Annotated in this window: 8 protein-coding genes and 1 pseudogene; 1 reads left to right on the top strand and 8 read right to left on the bottom strand. The window is 66.9% G+C overall.

Going from position 1 to position 26,671, the window contains the following annotated elements; all coding sequences use genetic code 11:
• The first annotated feature begins 41 nt into the window (after positions 1 to 41).
• Positions 42 to 1,730 carry a fatty acyl-AMP ligase gene (locus tag JDV09_RS11215; protein ID WP_221369202.1) on the top strand — a complete coding sequence of 563 codons (1,689 nt, stop codon included), beginning with the start codon at positions 42 to 44 and terminating at the stop codon, positions 1,728 to 1,730.
• 187 nt (positions 1,731 to 1,917) lie between these two features.
• Here the strand turns inward: JDV09_RS11215 and JDV09_RS11210 are convergent, their stop codons facing one another.
• The 8 genes and pseudogenes from JDV09_RS11210 to JDV09_RS26760 all read right to left on the bottom strand — a co-directional run.
• Entirely contained in the window at positions 1,918 to 4,167 is a 2,250-nt protein-coding gene (locus tag JDV09_RS11210; RefSeq protein WP_308124090.1) for an MMPL family transporter, read from the bottom strand.
• A gap of 807 nt (positions 4,168 to 4,974) precedes the next feature.
• Positions 4,975 to 6,180 (bottom strand): alpha/beta hydrolase family protein, encoded by a 1,206-nt coding sequence (locus tag JDV09_RS11205; protein WP_255605198.1) that lies wholly within the window; start codon positions 6,178 to 6,180, stop codon positions 4,975 to 4,977.
• 7 nt (positions 6,181 to 6,187) lie between these two features.
• Positions 6,188 to 8,671, bottom strand: a complete 2,484-nt coding sequence (locus JDV09_RS11200; RefSeq protein WP_221369200.1) for an ABC transporter permease — start codon at positions 8,669 to 8,671, stop codon at positions 6,188 to 6,190.
• Positions 8,668 to 9,360: an ABC transporter ATP-binding protein gene (locus tag JDV09_RS11195; RefSeq protein WP_372452897.1), complete on the bottom strand. Its 693-nt coding sequence runs from the start codon at positions 9,358 to 9,360 to the stop codon at positions 8,668 to 8,670. The genes JDV09_RS11200 and JDV09_RS11195 overlap by 4 nt, the downstream gene beginning before the upstream one ends.
• Before the next feature lie 47 nt (positions 9,361 to 9,407).
• Positions 9,408 to 20,396, bottom strand: coding sequence for a type I polyketide synthase (locus tag JDV09_RS11190; protein ID WP_221369199.1), 10,989 nt, complete (start codon positions 20,394 to 20,396; stop codon positions 9,408 to 9,410).
• Positions 20,393 to 20,788, bottom strand: a complete 396-nt coding sequence (locus JDV09_RS11185) for an SCP2 sterol-binding domain-containing protein (protein WP_221369198.1) — start codon at positions 20,786 to 20,788, stop codon at positions 20,393 to 20,395. The genes JDV09_RS11190 and JDV09_RS11185 overlap by 4 nt, the downstream gene beginning before the upstream one ends.
• Positions 20,757 to 21,890, bottom strand: a complete 1,134-nt coding sequence (locus tag JDV09_RS11180; protein ID WP_221369197.1) for a Rieske 2Fe-2S domain-containing protein — start codon at positions 21,888 to 21,890, stop codon at positions 20,757 to 20,759. The genes JDV09_RS11185 and JDV09_RS11180 overlap by 32 nt, the downstream gene beginning before the upstream one ends.
• 14 nt (positions 21,891 to 21,904) lie before the next feature.
• Positions 21,905 to 26,569 (bottom strand): annotated as a pseudogene (locus tag JDV09_RS26760) (amino acid adenylation domain-containing protein); the annotation flags it as partial.
• Positions 26,570 to 26,671 lie beyond the last annotated feature (102 nt).

Here is a 26,671-nt window from a genome sequence, read left to right as displayed (position 1 = left end):
CTGGCGGCACCGGGTGCGGAGATCGCGCAGGAGCTGATCCGATGAGCATCGTGACCCGCGAGATCCTCGGGTCTGCGGCATCGTCGCCGCACGGCCTGACCGCCGGCACCATTGCGGATCCCATACGTTTGAGCTGGAGCGAAGTCCACGACCAAGCCAAAAGGATGGCCGGCGGCCTGGCCGCCAGGGGAGTCGGCCGCCACGGCTCGGTCGCGGTGCTGGCTACTGATGCAGCGGATGTCGCACCGCTCGCGCAGGCAGTGTGGCTGCGCCGCGCCGCGCTGACGATGCTTCAGCAACCGACACCCCGCACCGACCTGGCGGTGTGGCTGGACGACACCGTGCGGGCGATCCTGATGATCCATGCAGACGTTGTCGTCGTCGCGGAGCCCTTCTTGCTGATGCGGGATCACCTGCTGGCCCACGACATCGCCGTTTGCACGGTCGAATCGCTGCGCGGCGCCAACCCGATCGAGCCCGCCGACGCCGACGAGGCCGACGAAGGGGATATCGCGTTGCGCCAGCTGACATCCGGGTCAACAGGCGTGCCGAAAGCCGTCGAGATCAGTCACGCCAATCTCTTCGCGCACAGCGTCGCAGTGCGCGATCGGCTGGAGATCGACACCGATCGGGATGTGATGGCCAGCTGGCTGCCGCTCTCTCACGACATGGGCATGATCGGCTTCGTACAGTTCCCCATGCAGGTCGGTATGGACACCGTCATCGTCACGGCGGACCAGTTCCTGCGCCGACCACTCGTATGGGCCGAGTTGATCAGCAGGCACCGTGCGACCATCACCTCGGGCCCCAACTTCGCGTACTCCGTGCTGGCCCGTGTCCTGCAGCGGGCCGAACCCACCGATATCGACCTCTCATCGCTGCGGGTCGCGGTGAATGGAGCCGAACCCATCAACAAGAGCGATCTGGTGAACTTCGCCACCGTTGGCGCCCGCTTCGGCCTGCGACCCAGTGCATTGACGCCCGCTTATGGGCTCGCCGAGGCCACCCTGCTGGTGTCGATCGGGACTTCGCAAGAACAGCTGAGGGTCGACTCGGTCTCCCGGCAGGCCCTCATGGAGGCGCACTGCGCGCAGCCGGTTACGGATGACTCGGCGAACGCGCAGCACGTCGTGTCGGTCGGACCAGCGGTCGCGGGCATGGACGTGCGCATCGTCCGTGACGGAACGGCGCGGGGGCCCAGAGAGATCGGTGCCATCGAACTTCGCGGCCCTGCGGTCGCCGGCAGCTATCTCACGGCGGAAGGGGTCGTTGCGCTCGCCGGGCAAGATGGCTGGTTGGATACCGGAGACCTGGGATACCTCGATGAGGAGGGCCGGATCTACGTGTGCGGCCGCACCAAGGACCTGATCGTGGTGGCCGGGACGAATCTGTATCCCCATGACATCGAGCGTGCCGCCGAAATGGTCGACGGCGTGCGCACGGGCTGTGTGATCGCACTGCGTGTCGACGCCGAGCGAGAGGGTTTCGCGGTACTCGCCGAAGTGCATGACGTGGACCGGCAGGACGTGCGCCTGCGTATCAGCCGCGACATCATCGCGAGGGTGAACCGCCATGTTGGATATGCCCCGCGTGAGGTTCGATTGTTCCCCGCCGGAACCTTGCCGAAGACCGCTTCAGGCAAGCTGCGCCGCAGCGACGCTCGAGAACTGTTGCTCCAAGAAACACCCGGCGCGGCCACCGCCAGGCCAACCCCGCTGACCACCAGCTGAAGCCGAATCCACAGCCTTCGTCGATGCCGGCGACCCAGCCCGATACCGGGCTGGGTCGCAATGCATCCCGCGTGGATCGTCGACCAAAATCCGACGCCAGGATATCCAGAGACAACGGGCTGACCCTGAGCCGGAGACGAAATCACCTATGCCTTGGGGGGGTGGCCTGCAATGCCGGGGCACTCCGCTACGCGGATTCGCGCGGCTGCAAAGCATCGGATGCGCCATGCCTTGCGGGCTCGCTGAGCCCGATCCGGTCATGGAGCCGGGCAAGCGGTTTGGGCGCCCACCAGTTCAGGCGGCCGACCACCCGCATGAAGGCAGGCACGAGCAGCATCCGAACCAGGGTCGCGTCCATCAGCACCGCCAGCGTGAGACCGAGGCCGATCATTCGCACGAAGGACACCTGCGCTGCCATCAACGCGGCGAACGAGATCGACATCACCAGCGCGGCCGCGGTGATCACCCGGCCGGTGCGCGCAACGCCGAGGGCGACGCTCTCGCTGTTGGCGGCCGACGTGCGGTCCGATTCGAGCCAGTACTCACGGATCCGCGAGATCAGAAAGACTTCGTAATCCATGGATAGTCCAAATACGATGCAGAACAACAATACCGGCAGGTCCACCTCCAGCGTGCCGGTTGACGTCGAGCCGAGCGCGCCGAGATGCCCGTCTTGGAAGACCCACACCAGCGCACCGAACGCGGCCGTCAGCGACAAGATGTTGAGCAACACGGCCTTGACCGGCAGCACGACGCTGCCGGTCAACAGGAACAACAGGATGAGGGTGATGCCGGCGATGATCCCGAGCACCAAGGGCAGGCGACTGGTGATCGCATGCACGCTGTCGTGATTGCCCTGCGCGACGCCTCCCAACAGCACGGTTGTGCCGGCCGGGGTGGAGACTGCGTGTAGCCGGTCGAGCTGGGCCGCCGAGTCGTCCGAGAACAGCGGCGCGGTGCTGGTCACGGTCAAGAACGCGCTGCCGTCCCTGACGTCGGCTGGTGTCGTCGGCGGACCGGCGGGCCGGCCGTCGACGAAGGTACCGCCCGGTGAAGACACCGACGAGACGTCAGGCACCTTCGACAGCGCGGCCGCGTAGCGGCCGAAGTCGGCAACGCCGACACCGTCGGCGTCGGTCATCACCATCGTGATGTTGGTCAACGGGTTGACGGCAAAGTCGTTGCGCAGCTGATCGCCGACCTGGCGCGCGGATGTCGAGGATGGCAGCATTCGGTCGTCGGGAAAGCCCCACTTGACTCCGAGGAAAGGCGTTCCGAGCACCAGCAGCCCGGCGACTACTGCAACCCCGATCGGCACCGCGTGGCGCATGACGAACTTCGCCATGCGATACCAGAACGTCTGCTCCACCGGCTTGGGTTCCGGGGCCGGGCGACCGAGCATCCGGCGTAACAGCTTGTGGATGTCCAGCAGGTCGAGGCGCTCGCCGAGCAGGGCGATCGCGGCGGGGGTCACCACTATCGACGCGGTCGCCGCCAAAATGACCACGGCCACGCCCGCGTATGCGAAAGACTTCAGGAAGTATTGCGGGAACAGCACCATCGGCACCATGGACGACGCCACCGTCATCGCCGAAAACAACACGGTGCGGCCCGCGGTCGTCATGGTGCGTTCCAGCGCCCCATGCCGGGTGGCGCCAGTGGCCATCTCGTCTCGATAACGGCTGAGGATCAGCAGGGTGTAGTCGATCGCCAGTGCCACGCCCAGCGCGACCGCCAGATTCAAGGCGAAAATCGAAACATCCGTCAAGAGCGATATCAGGCGCAGCACCGCCATCGTCCCGAGGATCGCGAAGACACCGACCGCCATCGGCAGCGCGGCCGCGACCAAACCGCCGAACACCCAGACCAGCACCAGGAAACTCAGGGGCAGCGCCAGCGAATCGACGAGCATCAGATCCGTCAGCGTCTGGTCGGTGGTCTCCCAATAGATCGTGGGCTCGCCGCCGGCCCGCACCGTGACGCCGTCGCGGTCATGCACATGTGCGTCGGTCAGTTCTCTGGCGTACCTCGGCGCCTCGTTATCGTCGCCGGAGATACCGGCCAGGATCAGCCCGGTCTTGCCGTCTTCACTGATCAGGGCGGTGGAAGGGGCGGTCCATGCGGACGTCACCTGGCTGACGTACGGGGAGTTCTGCAGCTGTCGGACGATGTCGGTGCCGACCGCTCGAACCGCGGGACTCTCGACCCCGTCATTCGATGTAACGCTGACCACCATCGTCATGTCGCCCTGGCCGAAACTGTCGGACAGCAATTTTGCGGTCTGAGACGACTCCGATGTCGGATCGCGCATGCCGCCGCCCGACAGACTCTTGGTCACCGGGATGCCGACGATCGCCGCGCCGACCATTACGAGCAGCGCGACGGCGATGATCTGCCGTGGTGCATGGATGGCGATTCGGGTGACTGCCAGCAGCACGTCACGCCCCCGTCGGTCTTTCTCACTGGTTGCTACAGTCTATGCGCCCTCCGGCGATCGTCCCGCGGGCCATTACTCCCACGCACTACGCGAAATACCTGTCGCCCGGCGGCTGGGAGTAGCCCGTGCCCGTCCGGTTCAACCGACGCCGCAAGCGTCAAGGAGTGTCCCAACGTTGGACATTGCTTCATGAATGACTTGGGAACCCAGGAACCCTCGAAGGTCATTCAAAACATCGCCAGAATGGCCTACGCGGAACCTGGAGCCGAGGATGCCCGGCAGCGGCGTCTGGCCTTCTTCGGCGAACACTTGAGACAATCGCCGAGCCATATTCGGCGCCCGCTGCCGCCAGGGCTGCCAACACGTTGGCGCTCAGGTCGGCGGCAACGATAACTTTCCTCTGATAAGACTAGATGGTCGCAACGGCTTGGATACGGATGCCCGCAATGCCCCAGAATCTGTCGAGACTGCCCCACCGGCGATGGCCCATGATCTTTTGGTTCATGTTCATCGTCACCGCGGCACTCTTGGCCGGGTACATCTACCTGGTCGTGGGATGGGAGAGGGCTGACCATCGACAAAACGACTGGTTCGATGAGATGTGCGCTGTTCACGGTGGTGCCTACTGTGAGCATAAACTGCCGCCCCCGACAGCTACGAAAACCCGGTAAGCCACAGCCACAACACCGCGACCGCGTACCCGACCCGGCAGGGAACCCCTCCCTGTGCGGGAACGCCACGATGAGTGTGTCGGGGTCGCCTGGCGGCAGTCTGCGGGCGTGGGTGCCGAGCGAACTCACCGCCGGGCTAGCCGAACTTCTCGGCGACCCAGTCGAAGAAGTCGGCCTGCCACAGCGTGGGAGCACCGAGCTGGGAGTGCTCCTGACCGCCGGACGCCCGGTCGTAGACGCGTGTCGTCACGCTTCGAGCGTTGATCAGCGACTCCCGGTAGCGCTCGACCTGGCCGAGCGGGATGAACTGGTCCTCGGTGCCGGCCAGGATCAGCACGTCCTGGTGGATGCGCTCGGCAACATCCGACAGCGTGTACGACTTTGCGGCGTCGAGCATTCCGGACAGTCCGACGCTGCCCAGCGTCCATTCCGCGTTCGCAAGACCCCACCTCACCCCGGGATCGAAGGCAGCGCCGCGGCGCGCCAGGGCGTCGACGAGTCCGTCGCAACCGAGTCGTCGAAGCATTCGCAATATCGACGGGGTCCTGTCCAAGAGGGCGGAGTGCATGTCGAAGAGCACACCGTAGGAGACGACGCCATCGATTCTCGGCTCGAACGCGGCTGCGCGGGGAGCCAGGCAGCCGCCTAAGCTCAGGCCGACCAGGACGACCTTCTCCGGTGGGCCGTGGGCTGCGGTGAACGCGTCGAGGACCGCCGAAGTGGGCTTCTCCCATTCGTGGGTGAAGCGCAGACCCTGATCGCGTAGCGGCTGTCCCTGGCCGGGTCCGTCGAAGGTCAGGACCGAGAAACCACGCGAGTTCGCCTCGGCAGCAAGGAAGAAGTACAACTCTTCGACTATCGTGTCGTAACCGCCGTGGAAGACGATCAACACCTCGCTCGCCGGGTGAGGGGCGGGATAGTAGACGGCGTCGAGATGGTTCTCGAGATACGGAACGGCGATCCGTTCGTAGCCGGTGCCCAGGGTCTGCAGGGCGGCGTAGAAGAGGTCACGGCACCGCCGGTAGGCCGCGGGACGCTTGGGATCGGTTGGCGGCAGAAAGAATTGGGCCCTCGTGTAGTAGGTGTGTGCTCGCAGCAGCGCCTCACCGCGGCTCCTGGCGTTGTGAACGGCTTCGGCGCGGAGCACATTTCGTTCGGCGAGCGCACTCCACTGTGCGTACCAGTTCTGCTCGTCGCCGGATCGCATGTGCGTTGACGCCTGCAGGACCTCCGAGATGTCGGCGCCGTGTGTGACCACCTGGTTCAATGCGCGAAGCAGTGCATGGTGATAGGTCTGATCTCTGAAGAACCGGCCGGTCCCCACGTCGTTGCGGCGCTTCATCGTCACCCTAGTCGACCGCCACGGCTTCGACGATGTCAAGGCGGGCGGCGCGAACCGCCGGGGGAATCGCTCCCAGCAGGGTCAAACCGAATGCGGCGCCGGCGAACACCAATGCAAGCACACTGGGCTGGTAGATGACGTCGATGCTCAGCACATTCGTCAGCGCCGCCGCGTTGAGGTATTGGTTGACGGCGCCGAATGCCGCTCCGATGGCCGCGCCCACGACGCCGATGCCCGCGGCCTCCGCTAGGACGGTGCGCAACGCGAACCCGCGTGACGAACCCATCGCACGCAGAACGCCGAGTTCGCGGCGTCGCTCCAGCACCGACAACATCAGTGTGTTGAGCAGTGCGACGCTGGCGACAAAGACCACGATCCACGCCATGACGGCGATGAGTGCGACGCCCTGGGACATCGATGCGCCGACCGCCGTGGCCGCGTCGCTTCCGGTGTAGACCTGGACATCGGGCGGCATCTTGGCGCGTATCGCCGGTTCGACCTCGGCAGGGTCGGCGCCGGGTGCCAGGGTGATGGCGAGGATCGTCGAGCCCGGACGGTCGAACCAGTCCCGCAGCTGGGCCAGGCTCATCGACAGCACGCCGCCGAGAAGCGAAAAGAACGGCACGACCTCGAGGACACGGACGTCGTGCACACCGGTGGGGGTGGGCAGGCTCAACTCGTCACCGGCCCGCACTCCGAGGGTGCGGGCGATGTCGCGGGAGACGACGACCCCGTTTCCGGACAGGACCTCCTCTCGCACAGCCTGACTCATCGCGGTCGACGGCGGAGCCACGGTGCCCGGGGCGAGCCCCTGAATGATGATGCGGTTGTTGCCCACCGTCGCATACGCCATCTGTCCCGGGGTGACGTCGGCGACGCCGGGGGTCGAGCGGATCGCGGATTCGGTCTGTGGAGGCAGAATGGGCGCTGTCGGGTAGACCCCCGGGCCGGCGGAACTCACGTAGATGTCAACGTCACCCAGCGAGGCGAAACTGGCGTCTGTCGAGTCGATGGCGTTGGCGTTGGAACCGGTGCTCTGCACGGTGATCGACACCGCGATCAGCACCGTCATCAGGGTCGCCCACACCCGGCGTGGCGCTCGCTCGATCGTCGCCGCAGCAAGAGCGCCGGGCGCACCGAACCGTCGTGCAACGGCCGCGGCCGCGGCGACGATGGCTGCGGCGAAAGCGAAACACACGGCGATGTCGCCGAACGCCGCGAGTCCGATCGACGCCACCGAGAGCCTGCCCAGGTCGGCAGAGGCGACCACAGCGGCCGTCGCGATCAGGCCGACGCCGAGGATCCCCGCGACCACCCGGGCGGGAACGCCGACGGCATCGACCGCCGACGCCCCGACGGGCGCCAGCGCCTCGACGGGTTCGACCTTGTACACCTGGCGCGCCGCCAGCGCCGCGGCCGCGACGCTGACCGCAACGCACGCCGTCACACCGACAGGGATCGCGTACCCGGGCAGGATGAATTCGGTGCGGGTCTCGTAGCCCTGCAACAGGGCTGCGGGCAGCGAGCCGATGGCCTGCTTGCCGATGAACACGCCCAGTGCCGATCCGAGAAGTCCGCCGACGAGGCCGACCAGCGCGGACTCCAGCAGCAGGTCGCCCACGATCTGTCTTTTCCTGGCCCCGATGGCGCGCAGCAGCGAGATCACCGGGCGGCGCTGTGTGATCGCCATGCTCATCGCGTTGAAGACCAGGAAGCCGGCGACGACGAGCGCGCACGAAGCGGCCGACAACATGAGTGCCCTCATCACCGCGACGGCGCCCCCGGACTGCACGGACCGGAAGGTCGGTTCGGTGACGACGGCCCGTCCGCCCACCGCCTCGGTGATATCGGCGCGCAGGGCACCGAGGTCGGTATCCGGTGCGGCGACCACCAGCACGGAATCGAGCATCCCCTCCCGCCCCATCAGGCGTTGGATCAACGGTAGGGGACCCACGACGAAGTTCGCGCCGTTGATCCGTTCGGCGTCGGCGCCGGTGATGACGGCGGCGGCGGTGACCCGTCCGTTCCCCAGTGGGAACGTGTCGTTCTCGGCACGGCCCGTGCCGGCCCCCACGGCGACCCTGTTGGGCTCCTCGAGCAGTGGACCGATCTGATCCCGTACTGCGCGTTGCAGATCGCTGAGCATCGCCTCGATGGTGCGGTCGACGCCGAGTACCACGACGCGTTCGGACGGTTTGCCGACCGAGGTCCGCAGCATCGGCACCGCCGCGGCAACGCCGGGCACTGCGGCGACGGCCCGTTGGATGTCGTCGGGGAATCCGGTGTCGGTGACGCCGGAGACCTCGAGGCTGGCGTTTCCCCCGATGCCCGCCACCAACCGGTCAGAGGACCCGGTGATCGAACCTGCGATCCCGAACACGGCGACCAGCAGTGTCGCCGAGATAGCAACCACCGCAAGGGACATCGCGGTACGGCCGGGATGGCGCCTGAGCTCCCGGAGGTTGAACAGCCGAAGCCGGTCGAGGATCACGCGTACTCTCCACCGGCGCGGGTGTCGGCTCCCAGACGGCCGTCCTGGAGGGTGATCACCCGGTCCGTCGACGACGCGGCCTCCAGATTGTGGGTCACCATCACGACCGAGCGGTCCTGCTGATGGGCGACGTCGGTCAGCAGCGCCATGATGGCTGTGCCGGTCTTCGTGTCGAGGTTGCCGGTCGGCTCGTCGGCGAGAATCAGTGGCGGGTCCATCATCAGTGCCCGTGCCACCGCCACCCGCTGCATCTGCCCGCCCGAGAGTTCCGAAGGCCGGTGTTCGGCGCGATCGCCGAGCCCGACCCGGTCGAGCAGATCCATCGCCCGGGGTTTGGCCTTCGACATTCTCGACCCGTCGAGCAGCTTGGGCACGGCGACGTTCTCCCAGGCGGTCATCGTCGGCAGCAGATTGAAGAACTGGAAGACGAACCCGACACTGTGGCGGCGGAACTCCGACTGTTGTTCGTCGTCGAGATCGCCGATCTCCTCGCCCTGAAACCGGATTGAACCGGAATCGGGTCTGTCCAGCGCTCCGATCAGGTGGAGCAGGGTGCTTTTGCCCGCGCCCGACGGGCCGACGACCGAGACGAACTCTCCACCGGTCAGGGTCAGCGTGACACCGTCGAGCGCGCGTACGTTTTGACCGCCAACGCGGTAGCCCTTGGTGACCTCGCACATATCGAGCATCAGCGCACCTCCTTGTCGCGACCGGTGCTACGTCCGACGGTGGCCGGTCATGCGGCCGGCCCTGCGACCGCCTCGGCGCCGGCCTGCTCTGGTGTCTGAGCGGCAAGGTACTCGGCCAGCGAACCGATTGTCGGGTAGTCGAAGACAGCGGTGGCGGTGATGACGAAGGAACTGCCGAACTGGGCCAGCAGCCGGTTGCGAAGCTCGACGGCCATCAGGGAGTCCATGCCGAGTTCCAGGAACCGGCTGTTCGCGGTCGGTGGTTGGGCCAGGCCGAGGATCTGCTGTAGCTGGCGCTGCAGGTGCTCGGTGACGAAGCTGCCGCGCTGCGCGACCGGTATTTCGTAGAGCTGCCGGAGCAACTCGCTGTTCCCGGCCGTCACCGCAACGGCACTGGGGAGCACGATATCGAGGATCGGCGGGCGGCTGGCGCCGAGCAGCTTCGCCGCGCGTTGCCAATTGGCCTTTAGCACCACCGCTTGCCCGATTCCGTGCGTGACCACCTCGCCCAGCGCGTTGAGCGCCGCGGCGGGTTCGAGGGGGATCAGTCCGTGCGCGCCGAGGTTGGCCCGCGCTGCGGCCGAGGTGGCCATGCCGCTGTTCGCCCACGGGCCCCAGTTGATGCTGGTCCCCACCAGGCCCTGTGCCCTGCGCTCCGCGACGAGCCCGTCGAGCAGAGCGTTCGCGGTGGCGTAGTTCGCCTGGCCCGGTGAACCGAGCACACTCGAACCCGAGGAGTAGACGATGAAGAACTCGAGATCGTCGTCCACCGACAGCCTGTGCAGATTCAGCGCGCCGAGCGCCTTGGGTTCGAGCACCTTGCGGAACCGTTCCACGTCGAGCTGGGGGATCAGCGCATCGTCGAGCACACCCGCGAGATGCGCCACGCCGGCCAGCGGAGGTAGCTCCGCGCGAATCCGCTGCACCAACTCGCGGGCTTGCGATTCGTCGGCGATGTCAGCCACCATGGGGTGGATTCGGCAGTGGTACCGGTCCGACATCTCCGCAATCGACTCTCGCCCAGCATCGTCAGGTGCGTGTCGGCCCGCCAACACGATGTCGCCGGCGCCCAGCTGGGCAAGGTAGGCCGCTGTGTGCAGGCCGAGCGCACCGAGGCCGCCGGTGATGAGATAGCTGCGGTCGCCGCGTGGCTGCAGCGGAAGCGGCATCTGCAGAACGATCTTGCCGATGTGCCGCGCCTGTTGCATGCGGCGGAACGCCGTTTTCGCCTCGGTGACCGGGTAAACCTCGAACGGCAGCGCGGTCACCTCTGCGCGGGACAACTCCTCCGCCAGGTCGGCGAGCAGGCGCCGGATGCGTTCGGGGTCGCCCTGCATGACCTCGTCGAGCGCGAGGATCTCGTAGTCGATGTCAGGCCGGGCTTCGCCCATCTGCTCGGGGGACCAGATGTCTCGCTTGGCGATCTCGGCGAACCGGCCGTTTGCTGCTGTCGCACGCACCGTGGCCGCGACGAAGCCCTCGTTGGTGAGACTGTTCAGCACGACGTCGACTCCCGATCCGTCGGTGTCGACGAGTATCTGATCGGCGAAATCGGTGCTCCGCGAGTCATAGACGTGTTCGACACCCATATCCCGCAACATCTGCCGTTTGTAGGTGCTGGCGGTCGCGAACACGATGGCCCCGCGCTTCTGCGCCAATTGCACCGCGGCGAGTCCGACTCCGCCGCTGGCGGCGTGGACGAGCACCCGGTCGCCGGCGCGCAGAGAGGCCCAGTCGAATGCCAGCCGCGCGGTGAGCATCGCGGCCGGCGTGGTCGCTGCCGACACCGCGTCCAGTCCGGTCGGGGTGGCCGCCAGGAACTGGACCGGCACATTGACCCGGCTGGCGAATGCGCCGGGCGCGAACCCGAATACCTTTTGACCGGGCTGGAATTCGTCGACACCGGGACCGACCGCATCGACGATCCCGGCAAGTTCACCGCCGATCGGTCCCGGGTCACCCGGGTAGAGACCCAGCGCATTGAGCACGTCCCGGAAGTTGAGCCCAGCAGCCTGCACGCGTACCTGAACGTAGCCCTCCCCGGGTGCGGGTACCTCCGTCGCCACCAGGCGGAGGTTGTCGAGCACGCCGCGTTCGGTGGGTGCCAACACGTAGTCCTCCCCACGGGGCACCGCGAGTTGCCCGGCGCGCGCCCAGGGCAGCAGCCGCGGCACCAGCCATTTACCCTGCCGCAAAGCCAGTTCCGGTTCCAGATCCGGTGCGGTGAGCAGACCGGCAAGTTGGTCGACCGCATCGGCGGACCCGTCGAGGTCCACCAACCTGCAGCGCAGGCCCGGCTGCTCGGCGCCGATCGTCCGGCCGAGGCCCCATATCGCCGCCTGCACCGGGTCCACGTGTTCACCGGGCTCGGTCGCCACTCCACGCTCGGTGACGATCCACAGCCCGCCGGGCAGTGTCATCGCGTCCGGGGCCAAGAGCGCCTGTACGGCAACGAGTATCGCGCCGACCTGACTCTCGAGCAGGTCGACGTCGTCGACTGCGGACGCATCGGTGCCGGAACGGCCGGCGGCGCGCCAGATCAGCCCGGTGGGTCGGCGACCCTGCTCCGGTTCGGCGGCGAACAGTCGCCCCCACCAACCGGTATCGGCGGGATCGAGGACCACCGCGTCGTCCCCGACACGGTCGTGGCCGAACTCGACGCTGATCGACCCCGGAAGCTCGGCGGCGAGCCGGTCGAATCCGGCGACCAGCCACCTGCTGCCCGACCCGGACGTGCCGTCGCCGGCGTGCGGCAGGGTCTCGCGCCACCCGATGCGGTACAACGAGCGCGTCGCATCTCCGCCGATCCCGCGTAACAGTGCCTCCCGCGGAGCCCGTTTCACGGTGAATTCCCCAATGCCACCGAGAATGTGGCCGTCCCTGTCGACGAAGTCGAGGTCGAAGACCTGTGTCTCGCTGTCGACGCCCCCGGACCGCCAGGCGGCGCGGCAATAGAATCGGCGGGGCATTCGCTCGCGGACGGTGACCCGCCCGTATCTCAGCGGCAGGAACAGGTCGGTTGCCGCCCCGGTGCGTTCGGCGGCGGCGAGAAGTGCGGCGCCGGCGATACCGGTGCAGAGGTCCAGCAGCACCGGGTGGATGGGTTCGGCGCCGATGTGCTCACCGAGTTCGGTGCCGACGGTGATGTCTGCGACCGCCTCGCCCCCGTCGACCCACAGCCCTTTCAGCGACGAACACCAGGTGGGTCCCCAGGCCAGTTCATTGTCGGCGAAGGCGTCGAACAGTTCCTGGGTACGGGTGCGGGTCAACCGTTCGAGGACCGTGTCGATGGATTCCACCTGGGCGGGTGCGGCATCGTCCTCGACGTGACCGGCGACCGAACCGCCGGCGTTCAGCGACCAGGCCGCGTCTCGATCCCGGTAGGGGCGGCTGTGTACCTGGAACGTCCACCCGTCGCCGTCGTCGGATGGATGCAGGGTGAGTTGCAGTTCCCGGGAGTCCTTGTCACTCAGAATGATCGGTTCGTAGAAGTACACCTCGGTAACCTCGGCCGGGGTGGGCACCGCGGCAAGGGCCATGGCTGCATAGGTGGCGCCGGGGACGACCACCGTGCCGTAGATGATGTGGTCGGCGAGCCAGGGCTGCGATCTGACACCGATCCGGCTGGTGTACACGGTGTCGCCGGAGGCGAGATCGTGTGCGGTGCCGAGAATCCCCGATCCGCCGGCGCCGTCGGTATGGATGGCGGAGGTCTTCGGCCAGCAGCGGCGGTGCTGGAAGGGGTAGGTGGGTAGCTGCAGGGTGCGGTGCGGTCCGTGATGTACCGCCGCAAAGTCAGGTCGGTGCCCCGCGACGTATGCGGCGGCCACCGCCCCGGCGATGTGGCGGCAGTCGCCCTGGCCCTTCCTCAGCGACGCGATGGCGTTCGGCGGGGCCGAAGATTCGGGCCACGCCTGCGCAGCGGCAGCGGTGAGGACGGGCTGGGGGCCGATCTCCATCAACACCGAGCATCCCAGTTGGGCAAGCGTGCGAACGCTTTCGGCGAACTGCACCGGCTGGCGGGCATGCCGCCGCCAATACTGCGCATCCAGCGGTGCCGATCCGTCGAGCACCAGACCGGTGCGGTTGCACACCAGTGGGTGAGTCGGGGTGGCGTACACCATCGCGGCCGCGTAGGTCTCGAACTCGGCGAGCACCGGTTCCAGAAGCTCGGAGTGAAACGCGTGACTGGTGTCCAGCCACGTGGTGCGGATCCCGGCTGCGGCGCAGTCGGCCACGATCCGTTCCAGGTCTGCTTCCGGTCCGGACAGCACGGTGTTGGCGCCGTTGTAGGCAGCCACCGAAATAGCGGGGAACTCGTCGGCGAAGTCCTCCACGTGTTCGGCGTCGGTGAACACCGCCGCCATCCGCCCACCCTCGGGCAGGCTGCCGAACAGCCGGCCGCGCTCGGCGACCAACCGCGCCCCGTCCTCGAGGCCGAAGACCCCGGCCACGCAGGCTGCGGGGTACTGGCCCACGCTGTGTCCGAGTACCACATCGGGCTCGACCCCCCAGGACTGCCACAACCGGGCGAGACCCATTTCGACGGCGAACAGCGCCGGCTGTGCGTAGGAGGTGTGCTGCAGCGCGACTCCGTCGTCACCGTCGTCGAAGACGACCTCCAGTAGCGGACGCGGCAGCATACCGTCGACAGCATCCGCGCAACGCATCACGGTGTCGCGGAAGACCGGCTCGGCGTCGAACAGCTCACGTGCCATCCCCGGGTACTGGCTGCCCTGCCCGGTGAACAGCCATGCGGTCTTCGGCGGATCCCCGCACACCCCGCGCACCACACCCGGTCGGGGTGGGTTCTCGGTGACACCCGGCAACAGCTCGCCGGCACCCTGTGCGGAGTCGACGACCATGGCGGCCCGGTGTTCGAAATGCGAACGACCCGCCCCCGCGGTGTAGCACACTTCGACGATGTCGCAGTCGGGATGAGCGGCCAGGAACTTCCCGTACCGCTGCGCCGAAGCCGCCAGCGCCTCCTGCGTGCGTCCCGACAACGCCAGCACGCCGAGCGTCTGCGGCCGCGGTACCGGCTCGGGTGCGATGCTCGCCGGCGCCTCCTCGATCAGGATGTGTGCGTTCGTGCCGCTGAATCCGAACGAACTCACACCGGCCCGGCGCGGCCTGCCGTTGGACCGCCACGGTGTCGCCTCGTCCACCACTCGGACCGCAAGACGGTCCCACGGAATGTGTGGCGACGGGTTGTGGAAGTGCAGGTGCCGGGGGAGGGTTTCGTGGTCCAGCGACAGCACGACCTTGACCACACCGGCGACACCGGAGGCCGCCTCGAGGTGCCCCACGTTGGTCTTCACCGAACCGATCAGCAATGGCGAATCGGGTGGGCGATCGACGCCGAAGACGGCCCCCGCTGCCTGAACCTCGATCGGGTCGCCCAGCGAGGTGCCGGTCCCGTGTGCCTCGAGATAGTCGACATCGCGTCCGCCGACTCCGGCACGTGCCAGGGCTGCGGCGATGACCCGTTGTTGCGCACCGCCGTTCGGCACTGTCAGCCCACCGGACGCGCCGTCCTGGTTCACGGCGCTGCCGCGGATCACCGCCTTGACCGGGTCACCGTCGCGAATGGCGTCGCTCAGCCTCTTGAGGACCAGTACGCCGCATCCTTCACTGCGCACGTAGCCGTCCGCCGCGGCGTCGAAGGTCTTGCACCGTCCGTCGGGCGCGAGCATCCGGGCCCGTGACGTGGCGATCGTGGTGGCCGGGCTGAGCAGGACGTTGACCCCGCCGGCCAGGGCCAGATCGCAGTCGCCGGAGTGCAGGGCCTGACAGGCCTGGTGGATCGCGACCAGGGACGAACTGCAGGCGGTGTCCACCGCGACCGCCGGGCCTTCCAGGCCGAGCGTGAAGGCGACCCGGCCGGCGATGACGTTGAGTGCGTTGCCTGTGATGAACTGTGCTTCGATGGACTCGGCCGATCCGGTGGCGAGCAGGTGCGAGTATTCGTTGGCGCCCACCCCGATGAACACGCCGCTTCGGCTGCCGCGCAATCCCGCGGGCGCATATCCTGCCCGTTCCAGCCCCTCCCACACGGTTTCCAGCACCAGTCGTTGCTGGGGGTCGATCCACCCGGCCTCACGAGGTGAGATCCCGAAGAACTCCGGGTCGAATTCGTCGATCCGGTCGAGGAAGCCGCCGTACCGGCTGTAGATCTTGCCCGGCGTGTCCGGATCGGGGTCGTAGTACTCGTTGATGTCGAAGCGGTCATCGGGGATCTCCCGGATCATGTCGGCGCCGCCGGCCAACAGCTCCCAGAATGCCTCGGGGTCGGTTGCACCCGGGAGCCGGCATCCCATTCCGATGATCGCGACGGGTTCCTCGTCGCCGACCGCCGCGCGCGGCCCAGGTGGCATCGGTTTCGGGTCCTGGATCCCGAGCACCTCGCCGACCAGGTACTCCGCGGCGTCGGAGAGCCGTGGATGATCCATCGCGAGTGTCGCGGGGAGTTGCCTGCCGAAGCCCTGTTCGAGCCGGCGCCGCAGCTCGATGGCCATCAGCGAGTCCATGCCGAGGTCGAAGAATCCTGCCTCGTCGCGGATCTCGACCGCATCGATGTGGGTCACCTCCGCGACGGCTTGGCGAAGGTGTTCGAGAACCAGCTTCTTGCGCTGTTCGGCGGGGGCGAGGGCGAGCCTTTCGACAAACTCGGTCGTCTGGGGGGTCTGCGGCGCCGGCGTCGGGGCGGGTGCGGGAATCTCCTTTTGGAGAAGGCTGAAGAATGCGTGCTGGCGCTGGAGTTGGTAGATGGGTAGGAATCGGGCCCAGTCGACCCGGGCTACGACCCCGGTTGTGGCCGAGGACGCGACGAGCTCGGCCATTCCGGCCAGCGCGTCGGCGGGTGACAGGGTCTTGATGCCACGCAGGTTCAGTTGCTCGCGCGCGTTCTGATCGGCCATGCCCGCCGACCAGGGTCCGAAGTTCACACTGGTCCCGGCAACACCGTGTTCCCGCTGCCGCCAGGCCAGTCCATCCAGGAAGGCGTTGGCCGCGCCGTAGGCGGTCTGACCGAAGCTGCCCCATACCGAGGCGATGGACGAGGTGCTGACAAAGAAGTCCAGCTCCATGTCGCAGGTCGCTTCGCTCAGATACCAAGCACCCCAGACCTTCCCGGCAAAGACCCGATCGGTTTCGGCATCCTCCAGGGAGCGGAGCGGTGCGGTGCCGATCTCGCCTGCGGTATGCACGATGCCGGCCAGGACCGGCAGTTCGGCGCCCACGGTGGCCAGGACGCGGCTGACGTCGTCGGCATCGGAAACGTCCGCGGACAGCACCCGGATCTGGCAGCCGTGACGTTCCTGCAGGGTGTCGATGCGCTGTCGGGCCGCCTCGGTGGGTTCCCGCCTTCCGATGAGTATCAGATGACCTGCGCCGTGTGTGGCGAGATGGGAAGCGATCTCCAGACCGAGCGCGCCCAGGCCGCCGGTGACCAGGTAGCTGGCATCCCGACGAAGGCGAGGCGGGGCGGTCGTCTTCGGCTCCTCGCGCCGGATCAGCCGGGCAGTGTGAATCGCCTGGCCGCGCAACGCGATCTGGGTCTCGCCGGGCGGTGCGGTGGTGATGTGGCCGAGCAGTCGCGACCATTGGCCGATCCCGTCCTCCGCGAGGTCGGCCAGTCCGCCCCACAGGTCCGGAAGCTCCAGGGCTGCGGCACGACCGAATCCCCACAGACACGACTGTGCGGGTGACACCGTGTCCGCATCGACGACTCGTTGTGCGCGACGCGTCACCAGCCAGATGGGGGTGTGCAGTCCGGCCTCGGCCGCGGCGCGGAAGATTCGTCGGGTTCCGGGCAGGATGTTGTGCTGCATGCGGTGCAGGCACCGGGTCGGTGAGGCTCCGACGGGGTCGATGCCCGCGACATGCAGGATGCAGAGGTTCGGTTCGTCGGCGGCGGCACCGCCCAACACCTCGTGGAGTTCGTCGACGTCGGATGTCGGCAGTTTCAGCACCCGATACCGGTGGCCGTGTGCGTCCAACGCGGCGGCAATCGGCTCGGACACGTCGTCGTCCTCGGTGAGCACCAGCCAGGTTGTTTCCCTGTGGGTCCCGGTCGGCGAGCCGGCGGCCGGGTGTTCCTGCCAACCGATCTCATATCGCGCATCGGCGATCGACCGCGTGCTGCGTTGCCGATTGTGTTGGGCGGCGACATGTGTGAGTAGATCGATCGCGTGGTGGTCGTCGTCTGGAACCTCCAGCAGCTCCGCGAGCTCGTCGATTCTCTCTTCTTCGAGGAGCTGAACTGTCTCGGTGAGCACCGTTTCGCTGCGGTCCGGGACGCTGGTCGCGGCGGGAAACCAGTATTGCCGATGCTGGAAAGGATAGGTGGGCAGGTCGAGTTCATGAGGCGCTCCGCTCGCGCACGAGCCGAAGTCGGGTACGTGACCGGCCACGTAGGCCGCGGCGAGAGCATCGGCGATCTGGCGACGGTCGGCGCCGTTGCGCCGCAGCGAGGCGACCACGCGGGGCGCCGCCGAGTCGGGCCACGCCCGCAGCGCGGCGGCGGACAGCACCGATTGCGGCCCGACCTCCAGCAGCATGGTGCAGCCGAGATCGGCCAGAGCGCGCACGCTTTGGGCGAATTGGACCGGCTGGCGGGCATGGCGCCGCCAGTAGTGACCGTCGAGCCGCGTCTGTCTGCTCACTGCCGTTCCGGTGCGGTTGCATATCAACGTCCGCTGCGGCGGTCCGAAATCGAATTGTTCTGCGTAGCGCTCGAATCGGTCGAGTACGGGGTCCAGCAGCGCGGAATGGAAGGCGTGGCTGGTATCGAGCCACTCGCAGCGCACGCCCTCCGACGACAGGCCGTCGACCGCTCGCTGGAGATCACCGGCAGGACCGGACAATACCGTGTTGGCACCGTTGTAGGCGGCCACCGACAGGTGCGGGAAGTCGTCGGTGCACCGCTCGACCCGGTCGGCGTCGGCAAAGGCTGCGACCATTCGGCCCCCCGCCGGAAGGGTGCCGAACAGGCGGCCCCGCTCTGCGATCAACCGCGCTCCGTCTTCCAGGCTGAACACCCCGGCGACACAGGCCGCCGCATACTGCCCGACGCTGTGCCCCAACAACACATCTGGCTCGAGCCCCCATGACTGCCACAGCCGGGCGAGGCCCATCTCGACGGCGAACAGTGCAGGCTGGGCAAAAGATGTGTGCTGCAGGGAAGCTCCGCCGTGCGGGTCGAAGAGTGCATCGAGCAATGGACGTTCGAGCTCGGCTGCCATGACGTCGGCACACTCGGTCACCGTCGTCCGGAATACCGCTTCGGTATCGAACAACTCACGGCTCATCCCGGCGAACTGGCTGCCCTGGCCGGGAAACAGCCAGGCGGTCTTCGGTGGATCGCCACACGTACCGCGAACCAGGCCGGTCATCGGTCGGGCCTCGGCGAGTGCCCCAAGCAATTCATCGACCGATTGGGTGGAATCGGCGACGAGCGCGGCCCGGTGCGCGAGGTGGGAACGGCCGACTCCGGCTGTCGAACACACGTCGGCCAGCCGAACATCCGGATTGGCTGCAAGATAGTCGCGGTAGCTGACGGCGAGTTGCGCCAAGGCTTCCGGGCTCTGGGCGGACAGCGGCAGCACTTCGAAGCGCGACGACTCCGGTCGCTCCGGCGGCCGCACCCTGTCGGTGGAGTCGGCAGGGTACGACGGCGCCTCCTCGACGATGACGTGTGCGTTGGTCCCGGAGAATCCGAACGAGCTGACTCCGGCCAGTCGAGGTCGGTCGTTGCGGGGCCAGGCGAGAGTGTCCTGCACAACCCGCACCGGCAGGCTTCCCCATGGGATGTGCGGTGAGGGAGTGCGGAAGTTGAGGTGTTTGGGCAGGGCTTCGTGCTCGAGTGAAAGGATGACCTTGATCAGGCCGGCGATGCCGGAGGCGGCCTCGAGATGGCCGATGTTCGTCTTGACCGACCCGATCAGCAGCGGCCGTCCGGGATGTCGTTCGCCGCCCAGAACGGCACCCGCGGCCTGCACCTCGATCGGATCGCCGAGCGAGGTACCGGTGCCGTGCGCCTCCAGGTAGTCGATGTCGTCGGCCGAGATCCCGCTGCGTTCCAGCGCCGCGGCGATGACCTCTTGCTGAGCACCGCCGTTCGGCACCGTCAGCCCTCCGGATGCGCCGTCCTGGTTGACCGCGCTGCCGCGGATCACCGCCCGGATGTGATCACCGTCGCGGACGGCGTCGTCAAGGCGTTTCAATACCACGACACCGCAGCCTTCGCCGCGGACATAGCCATCCGCAGCGGCATCGAAGGTCTTGCAGCGACCGTCGGGCGCCAGCATTCGGGCCCGGGAGAAGTTGATCATCGTCGCGGCGCTGAGTAGGACGTTCACCCCGCCGGCGAGCGCGATGTCACACTCACCACTGCGCAGTGCCTGGCATGCCTGGTGAACGGCCACCAACGATGAACTGCACGCGGTGTCGACCGCGACCGCCGGGCCCTGCAGGCCGAGTCGATAGCTGATCCGACCGATCGCCGCGGCCGGGGAGGTGCCGGTCCCGAGGTATGCCTCGATCTGGTCATAGGTCAGACCGTCGGTCAGCAGGCCCAGATAATCATGGGTGGACAGTCCCATGAACACGCCGGTCCTGGTACCCCCCAGGTCCGATGGCGCCGTGGCCGAGTGCTCGACAGCATGCCATGCCGTCTCGAGCAGCAGTCTGTGTTGTGGGTCCATGAACGTCGCCTCGCGTGCGGACACCCCGAAGAACGGAGCGTCGAACCCCGTGACATCGTCGACGAACCCGGCCCGCCTGGTCACCATCTTGCCTACCGCGTCGGGATCGGTGTCGAAGAACTCGTCGATGTCCCACCTGTCCGGGGGCACTTCGGAGACGGCGTCTCGTGCATCGCGCAGCAGTGTCCAGAACTCGTCGGCGGTGTCCGCGCCCGGGAACCGCGCGGCATAGCCGATCACCGCAAAGCCGTGACTGGCCCCCTCGAGTTCGCGTACCCGCGCCCGGAGTTTCTCGATGGCCAGAAGTGCCCGGCGCTGAAGGTCGGTCATCTACGGTCGCTCATCATCTCGTCGAGCGACTTCAACTTCATCGCCAGTCCCCAGTCGCCCTGCACCGTCAGCTTCCCCATGAAGAACAGCGCGCGTCTGTCGGCCCGTCCCTCGACGAGGTCGATGAAATCGGTTGTCTCCATGTGGATGGTGCATTGTGCGGCGCCATCACCGTCGATGACCCGCGGGTTGTCGGTGAGGTCGACGATGAATGTCCGGGCATCCGTGCCCGCCAGCACGAATTTGTATACGCCGTTGAACTCGCGGGCCTGGTCCGGGTTTTGCGTGATCATGGTCGAGGCTCGTTCCATCAGGTCCTGGATCGTCGTCATGAGTGCCTGCCTTTTCACCTTGTTGTGATCAACCGTCGAGCCGTGCCAGCGTGGTGGCATCGGGGGTGGGAAACTTGGTGAGCGCGTCACCCTTCTCGATCGCGGCCAGTTCGGTCGCGTAGAGCCTACGCAGCAGAATGATCGCCGCGTCAGAGCTGCCGAGCCGGTTGAGCGAACGATCCGGGAGCACGCCCTGGCCGAGCAGGACGATGCCGTCCTCGATCAGCACCTGATCCGGGCGCTCCTCGATGTCCTCCCAGCGTTTTCGCCCGCTGAGGACTGCACGCACGATCTCGTCGACCGGCTGCAGGCCCGAGAGATACTTGCGGCCCTCCCGCACGCCGGCAGCCACTCGAGCGCCCACCTCGGGTGGCAGGTGGGCGGCGATGAACAGAAAGAACATCATGTGGCTCTCGTCGTCGACGGGCACGTTCCACAGAAAGCTCTTGAACCCGCGCAGTGCGCCCGCACCGGAATTGAAGTACAGCGTGTTCGGCATCAGCAGGGCCAACCGCCGGACGAATCCGTTGGAGAACCTGCTGGCCTGGACAAGACCGAAATCGGCTGTCTGCGCGGTGATCTCGGGAATCTCACCGGACATGCCGTCGTCCTGATAGACACCCGTCTTGTGCACCCAGTACTGGTGGACATCATCCACGGTGTTCTCGAGGTCGTGGAAGTAGTTCCACTTCCGCAATTCGACCACGTGGAAACGCCCGTACTCCTCCAGTTCCGGCCACCGCGGGAGCTCGGGCACGGGCGCGTGCCCGAGATACACCCAGATGAACCCGAAGTATTCCTCGACCGGGTAACTCGGGATCCGGATCTTTTTGGCAAAGCTTTTCGGTTCGGCCGGCTGGTCGACGCACTGACCCGATCCGTCGTACTGCCAACCGTGGTACCGGCAGCGGATGCAGTCGCCCTCGACCATGCCGACCGACAGGAGTACCCCGCGGTGTGCGCACCGGCCCGCGACGATGTGAGGCTCACCGTCCACACCGCGGTACAGGGTCAGCTCTTCGTGGAGAATCTTCAGCGGCACCGCATGCCCGGGTTCGAGGTCTTCGGCGGCGTAAACGGGTTGCCAGCGCTGGCGCAGCAGGTGACCGGCCGGCCGGGCTGGGCCGGTGTGCTCGAAATCGGCGTCCTTGAGTGTGTTCACGTGTTCTCCTCGGCTCAGGTGTGGTCGGCGGGCGACAAGCTGAGCGCCGAAACGAAATCGGCAACAATGTGCTGGATCGTGGTGGTGTCGAACAATGCCCGGTCGTAGGTGACTGTTCCGGTGAGCTGGTCATTTCGCGTGCTCATGGCAACGGTCAATGCTCGCCGGGCGACCACCCTTTCGGCGGGGATGCGGGTCAGGGTGAACCCGCCCACTGCGAATTGGTCGGGAGTCGGTTCGTCCATCAGGAAAGCGATCTCGCCGATTCCGGACGCAATGGGACCGAGCTGCTCGACCAGGGCGGCACGCACGTGCTGCCACGGAGCGTCCTGGTTGGCAAGCGCGCCCACCATGGCCGCCCTGGTGGCGCGGACCAATGCCGAAAGATCTTCTGCATCAGCGAGATCGATGCACAGCGGCACGGTGTTCATGAAGGGTCCGAGGATCAGCTGGGTGGCCGGGTGGTTGCGACGGGTCATCGGCGAACCGATCACCACTGTGCGCTGTCCCGCGTATCGGCCAAGCGCTGCCGCGAAGCCGGCGAGCAGCACGGTATACAGCGAGGTCTGCTCGCGGACGGCCAATGCCCGTACCGCGTGGGCGGCGGCGTCGGGGAATTCGAAGCCGAACTGCCGCCCGACTCCGAGACTGGCGTGGGAGCGGGGGTGGTCGGTGGGCAGGACGTCGCGCGGTTGCGAGCGCGCGAACTGCGCGCAGAAGTGATCGATACGCCGTGTGAGGGCCGTGCTGGTCAGCCACGACCGCTCCCAAACCGCGTAGTCGGCGTACTGCAGATCGCCGTCGAGCAGCGGAAAGTCGTTGAACCCCAGCCGTGTCGCGACGAGGCCGCCGATTTCACTCAAAAGCAACCGCATGGTGTAGCCGTCCGCCAGGATACGGTGCACGCGCAGACGCAGAACGTGTTCGTCGTCGGACAGCCGAACCAGCTCGGGGCGGATGGGTGGCCGGGTGTCCAGATCGTGCCATTCGTCGGCCATGTCGTGGCAGAGGTTCGTCCCGCCGGCGTCCGGCAAGTGTTCCAGGACCGGAACATCGAGAGAGTGCGGGTCGAGAATCACCTGCGACACCGACCCGGCCGACGGACGAAACGTGGTGCGCAGCAATTCGTGACGCCGTGCAGCCTCCTGCAGGCCGTCCACGAGTGCGCCGGTGTCCAGTCTGCCGCCGATGCGAACCGAGACGTCGATCCAGTGCGCGGCCGACCCGGGGCGGTCACGTTCGGCGTGCCACATCAACTCCTGGGCATACGAGATAGGCAGCGTGGTGGTGCGTCCGGCGGGCACCAGTGCGGGCGCCTCGTCAGCGTGGGCGCCGGTGTCGGTCTCGATGCGGCGGGCGAGATCCGAGAGGGTCTGATCCTCGAACAACGCCTCCAACGGCAGCTCGATCCCGAGCACCCGGTGGATCTGTGCGCGCACCTGCGCTGCCAGCAGCGAATGTCCGCCGAGTTCGAAGAAGTTGTCGGCGGCTCCGATCTGGTCGACGTGCAGGGTAGTGCGCCAGATCTCGGCCAGCGATTCCTCGACACCGTCGCGTGGCGCGACGAATTCCACGTCGCGGTCGCGGGAGACGACGACCACCGGCAACGCCGTCCGGTCGAGTTTTCCGTTGGGCGTCTGGGGCAGCCTCTCCAGGTCGACGAAGGTGGACGGGACCATGTGTTCGGGCAGGTGTCGACGCACGTGGGCCCGCAGCTCGGCCAGCGGGACTGGAGCGTGTTCGGGGACGTAGTAGGCCACGAGCACACTCGAGGCGTCTGCTGTCTGCTGGGCCGCGCTGACGGCTTCCCGTACTCCGGGGTGCGCCAGAAGCACGCTGTCGATTTCGGCCGGTTCGACTCGCAGTCCGCGGATCTTCACCTGCCGATCGGTCCGGTTGCGGAACTCGATGGTGCCGTCCCAGCGCAGCCGGACCATGTCGCCGCTGGCGTACAAGCGCTCGAAATAGTCCCATGGGGCGGTGACGAACTTCGCCGCGGTGATCTCGGGTGGGCCGAGATATCCACGTGCCAACGCCGGACCGGCGATGTACAACTCTCCGTCGATCCCCGGCGGGAGCGGCCGAAGCCTGCGGTCGAGGACGTACATACCGGTGTTGCCCCGGGGGCGCCCGATCGGAACGATGCTCTGGTCGTGACCGTCGGGATCGCCCACTCGGTGCAGGCTGACGATTCCGGTGGTCTCGGTTTGCCCGTACATGTTGATCCACGTCGCCGCGGGGCCCATCAGATCGCGCCAGCCGCGCACGACCGCAGCCCTGAGCGGTTCGCTCGCGGTGAGTAACAGCCGCAGCGAATCGGGGATGAGGTCGGCCCTGTCCTCGGGGACGGTGGCCGCCATCGTCTCGACGACACCGCGTACGACCGTCGGGACCAGGTCGGCGACCGTCACCCGGGATCCGCGAATGCGGCGAAGCAGCGCGGCGGGGTCGCGCCGTTCCCCGGTGGTGGCGATCACCACCTGCGCGCCGACTGCGAACGGCAAGAGCAACTGGCGGATGGACGACGAGAAGGAGACCGATGCGGTCTCCAGGTAGACGTCGTCCGGTCGGATGCCGACCTCTCGGCCGAGGGTTTCGGCGTACTCGACGACGCTGCCGTGGCTGATCGCGACCCCTTTGGGCCGTCCGGTGGATCCGGAGGTGAACATGATGTAGGCGAGATCGTTTGTTGCGGTGCGGATGTCGAGGCGGTCGGCGGGGTATCGCCCGACATCGGCACCGTCGATGCCGTCCTCGTCCAACGAGAGTCCGACGCCGGCATCGGCAAGCATGTGTTCGATCCGGTCCTGGGGATAGGAAGGATCGACGGGGACGTAGACGCCGCCGGCTTTGAGGATTCCGAGCATCCCGATCGCCATCGAGGACGTTCGTCCCACACATAGTCCGACCGCCGCGCCCGTTCGGACACCGAGGTGCTGCAGCCGTCTCGCCAGTCTGTTGGCCGCGTCGTCGAGTTGCCGGTAGGTCAGTGAGCCGTCCACGGCGGTTACGGCGATCGCCTCCGGTACGCGGTCGACGGTCGATTCGAACAGCTCGGTTATCGACCGCGCATCGGTGGTGGGTGCCGAAGTTTCCACGCGGTAGTGCGCCTGCTCGGGTTCGGTCAAGATGGAGATAGCCGAGATGCGCTGTCGGCGATCCGCCACCATGGCGTCGACGATCTTCTCGAGATGAGCGATCAGTTGTTCGACGCGAACGGCGTCGAAAAGTTCGGTTGCGTATTCGATGTGGCCGGAGAGCAGATCATCATCGAAGAAGGTCAGGGTCAGATCGCGCTTTGCGGTCTGCGTGTCGATCTCGGTGACGTCGATGCCCAAACCGCTGAGTTCTGCAGCCCCGGTGTCCGGTTGGACCACCAGCTGGGTGTTGAAGAGAGGGTTACGGTTCGCGTCGCGGTCCGGCGCGGTCGCATTGACGATCAGATCGAAGGGCACGTCCTGGTGTGCGAGCGCGTCGACTGTTCGCTGCCGGACCCTGTCGACGAGTTCGGCGACATCGGGTTCGCCGCCGAGGTGGATCCGCACCGGTAGCGCGTTGACGAACAACCCGATCAGATCCTCGGTCTCCATCCTGTCGCGGTTGGCTGTCAGGGTGCCGATCACGAGATCGTCTTGGCCCGAATAACGCTGCAGGAGGATGGCGAACGCGGCAAGCAGCGGGACGGCGAGCGTGACGTTCTCGGAGCGGCACAGGTCGCGTAGTGCGCGCGCACGTTCCTGACCGAGATCGAACCGTATCCGGTTGCCGCGGAACGTCGGCGTCTTCGGGCGTGGACGGTCGGTATCGAGTTCCAGGGGCGAAGCACCCGCCAGGTGGTTGCGCCAGTACTCGATGTTCGCGTCGAGATCCTTGCCGTGCAATCTGTCGCGTTGCCATTGCGCATAGTCGGCGTATTGGATGTGCAGGTCCGGAAGTGTTGTGGGATCGCCACGCTCGAGCGCCTGATAGATGAGGCCCAGATCTCGCAACAGGACGCGGAACGACCAGCCGTCGGTGACGATATGGTGCATCGTGACCACAAGCGCACTTCGTTGGTCGCCGACCTCCAACAACCGCGCTCGGATCAATGGTCCCGTCGTGATGTCGAAGGGCGTGCTCGCCTCCCGCTGCGCCGCTGCCCTGGCCTCGTCATCGTTGTCGAATCGAAGGACGGGCATCTCGAATGGCAGGGGAGAGAGGAGGATCGCTTGCGGTACGCCGTTTTCGCTGCGGAACGCCGTCCGGAGTACTTCATGGCGGGCCACCACCGCTTCGAGGCTGCGCCGCAGCAGGTCGTGGTCGAGCCGTCCGGGGACGTCCACACGGACCGCTACGTTGTATGCACTCGAGGACGGGAGCAGTTCGTGCAGGAACCACAGCTGTTCCTGGGCATGGGACAGAGGAAGCGGGCCGGGCAGAGCAACGGGACGAGGCGCCGCGGATATGGGTTGTTGCATGGTGCGCGGATCGGCGTCGGCGGTCGACCACAAGGTGAGCAGGCCCTCGGCGAGCGAGGACACGGTCGGGTGGCTGAAGAACAACGAGGCGGGCACTGCGGCGCCGAGGTTGAGCTGCAGACGGCGGCGCAGCTCCATCGCGATGAGCGAATCCATTCCCAGCGCCATGAACTCCGCGGACGGCGGGATATCGGCAGCCGGCATCCTGAGCGCATTGCCGAGTTCGGTTTGGATGAGCGCGACGACGTGCTCCTGCCGTTGCTCGGGCGGCACACCGGCGAGCCGGTCCCCGGTTCTGGGTTCGGTAGACGAAGGTTGGGGTGC

Origin of the sequence: Mycolicibacterium xanthum (genome assembly GCF_019710635.1) — a bacterium.
Lineage (GTDB): Bacteria > Actinomycetota > Actinomycetes > Mycobacteriales > Mycobacteriaceae > Mycobacterium > Mycobacterium xanthum.
The sequence above is the reverse complement of the archived record's forward strand: the minus strand, read 5'-3'. Positions and strand labels throughout refer to the sequence as shown.